Below are 2,856 nucleotides of genomic sequence, written 5' to 3'. Positions count from 1 at the left end.
TTTATAAAGAATACAAAGCACATAAAAACACAAAAAGCATAAAGCACATAAAGAAAATAAGAATAGGACATTAACAGACATTAATAAAAAGAAGGAGCAGAAGAATGAGCAACAAGCAATCGAACAGCAAACGCCATATTGTTGTACTAACCGGAGCAGGAATCTCCACAAGCGCTGGCATTCCTGATTTTCGCGGACCAGATGGCGTATGGACTAAGCACCCAGAACAAATGAGTGTTTACGACATAGACGCGTTTTTAAGCAGCGAAGAAGAACGCATTTACTCTTGGCGATGGCAAAAAGAGTCACCTGTTTGGAACGCTCAGCCAGGAACAGCACACAAGGCACTTGTAAAACTTGAGAAAGCTGGAATGCTAGATTTAATAGCCACCCAAAACTTTGACGCACTTCACGAAAAAGCTGGCAATAGCCCAGATATTATAGTGAATTTGCACGGAAGCATTGGAACCTCACACTGCATGAGCTGCCACGCGAGCTATAAAACTGCCGATATTATGCGCGACTTAGACGAGCATCCAGATCCGCATTGCAGACGCGCTCTTCCATACCGTAGCAATATGCCTTGCAACGGTTTAATCAAAACAGACGTTGTATATTTTGGCGAGGCACTTCCTGAGGGAGCAATGGAACGAAGCGCGCAAGCAATAGTTAAAGCGGACGAGCTATGGGTTATTGGTTCCACGCTAGAAGTATTTCCAGCTGCTTCTCTCGTACCGTTAGCCGCGCGTGCAGGAGTGCCTATTACGATAATGAACCTGGGCTCTACACAATACGACTATTTGGCAGAGCGTATTATTCGCGAAGATATTGCGAAAGCTCTGCCAAAATTAGTAGACGAAACTATTGCAAAGTGACTATTGCAAAGTAACGCTATTAAAACTATTGCAAAGTAACAGCTATACCTTCCCAAGGCGCAAGCGTACCGTTTTTAAGCGATGTAAGCGCGTGATTCACGTCGTAAGTTGTAACCATTACGTCACGCCCCACAAAAGCGTTAGAGGCGCGATTTTGCAATAATTGCGCGCTCTGCGTAGGTATAGGCACGGTTGAATCAGTCATATTAATCATTACGAGCATGCGTTCTGTAGATTCCGCAGAATTTGCAGCAGATTCCGCAGCAGTCTCTGCAGAGTCATCCTGCTTTTCGCAATCAGATTTAAGCTCGCGCACGAAAGCGTACACGCACTCGTCATCCGCATCGACCAAATTCCAAGAGCCAGCAGAAACAATCGGCTCCGAATGGCGCAAAGCAATTAAATACTTATAGAAAGCGTAAACGGAATCTGAATCTTCCATCTGCTCAGCTGCATTAATGTCTACGTAGTTAGGATTCACACTAATCCACGGCTCTGCGTTATTTTGCGACGTAACATTAAAAGGCATAAAACCCGCGTATTTAGAAGCATTCCACTGCATTGGAGTTCTAGAATTGTCGCGCCCGCGCTTTGCGAGCGCATCCATCATCGACTCAGCCGACTGAATATGCGCTTCTTCTACGCGCTGCTTAAACATATTCAACGCTTCCAAATCGCGATACTGCTCGAGACGCGTAAAGTGCGCGTTAGTCATGCCTATTTCCTCGCCTTGGTACACGTAAGGCGTGCCGCGGTGCATGTGAAGAAGCATGGCAATCGCCTTAGCAGAGCGCACGCGCATCTCCTCACTAGCCTCACTACCCCAGCGAGAAAGCGCACGCGGCTGATCGTGATTATTAAAGAACAAGCTCGCCCAACCAGCATCCGCTACCGCTTGCTGTTGCTCTGCCATCACGCGCTTTAATTCCGTAAGCTTTAGCGGCACAGGGTTCCACTTAGTTCCGTTTTCGCAATCGATATCCACGTGATTGAACAGGAATAACATGTCGAGTTCACTGTGAGTAGGGTCAGTAATATAAGTATTACGGTGCGGAGAAATTCCCGGAGCTTCACCAACAGTTAAGAAACCTTCGCGCCCTTCGAAAACTTCTGCACGCATCTCACGTAAGAATTCGTCTAAACGAGGACCATCCGAGCAGAACGGGAACGGCGAAGAATAGCCGTCAGCACCAGCTGGAAAATCTTCAATCTGGCAGCCAACTTCCCCAGGCAAACGACCTTCAGAATCAACATGCTTGGAAATTTGCGTAATCACATCCATGCGGAAGCCGTCAATTCCGCGATCCATCCACCAATTCATCATCTTGTACACGGCAGCGCGAACCGCAGGATTTTCCCAATTCAAATCTGGCTGCTTTGGAGAATACTGGTGAAGGAAGTATTCTCCGCGCCTCGGATCGTAAGTCCACGCGGAACCGCCGAAATACGAACCCCACTTATTCGGCTCCGCACCCGGCTCACCAGGCACACAACCTTCACGCGCAGGCCTCCACCAATACCAATCAGCGTAATCACTAGAAGCATCTCTTGAAGCCTGGAACCAAGCATGCTCGTCAGAAGTGTGATTTACTACTAAATCCATCACAACTTTAAGCCCACGCTTGTGCGCGCCAGCCAAAAGTTCGTCCATATCTTCCAAAGTGCCAAAAAGCGGATCAATATCTTGATAGTCAGAAATATCGTAACCGTTATCGTCTTGCGGAGACTTGTAAACAGGGCTGAGCCAAAGCACGTCAACACCTAAATCAGCCAAATAGTCAAGGCGCGAAGTGATTCCCTTCAAATCACCAATGCCGTCACCGTTCGTGTCTTGGAAGCTTCGCGGATAAATCTGATACACTACTGCATTCGCCCACCAAGGGTTTGGAGTAGCGCCGTTCGTGCGCACGGATTCTGGCAAGTTTGCTCTGTCAAAAGTAGTCATTTAATCCCCATTAATTTACATTGATAAGTATTTTTA

At 47.2% G+C, this 2,856-nt stretch carries 2 protein-coding genes; one reads left to right on the top strand and one right to left on the bottom strand.

Features of this window, described 5'->3' with window-relative positions; genetic code table 11:
- Positions 1 to 104 precede the first annotated feature (104 nt).
- Positions 105 to 875, top strand: a complete 771-nt coding sequence (locus A5294_RS06120; protein ID WP_064340713.1) for a Sir2 family NAD-dependent protein deacetylase — start codon at positions 105 to 107, stop codon at positions 873 to 875.
- Positions 876 to 900: 25 nt separating this feature from the next.
- Here the strand turns inward: A5294_RS06120 and A5294_RS06115 are convergent, their stop codons facing one another.
- A complete protein-coding gene (locus tag A5294_RS06115) occupies positions 901 to 2,820 on the bottom strand; it encodes an alpha-glucosidase (protein ID WP_064340712.1) in 1,920 nt (639 codons plus the stop codon).
- Between the last annotated feature and the right edge of the window lie 36 nt (positions 2,821 to 2,856).

Origin of the sequence: Gardnerella sp. 30-4 (assembly GCF_001641215.1) — a bacterium.
GTDB classification, from domain to species: Bacteria; Actinomycetota; Actinomycetes; order Actinomycetales; family Bifidobacteriaceae; genus Bifidobacterium; species Bifidobacterium leopoldii.
Note: the sequence above shows the minus strand (reverse complement) of the source record. Positions and strands in the feature narration are given on the sequence as shown.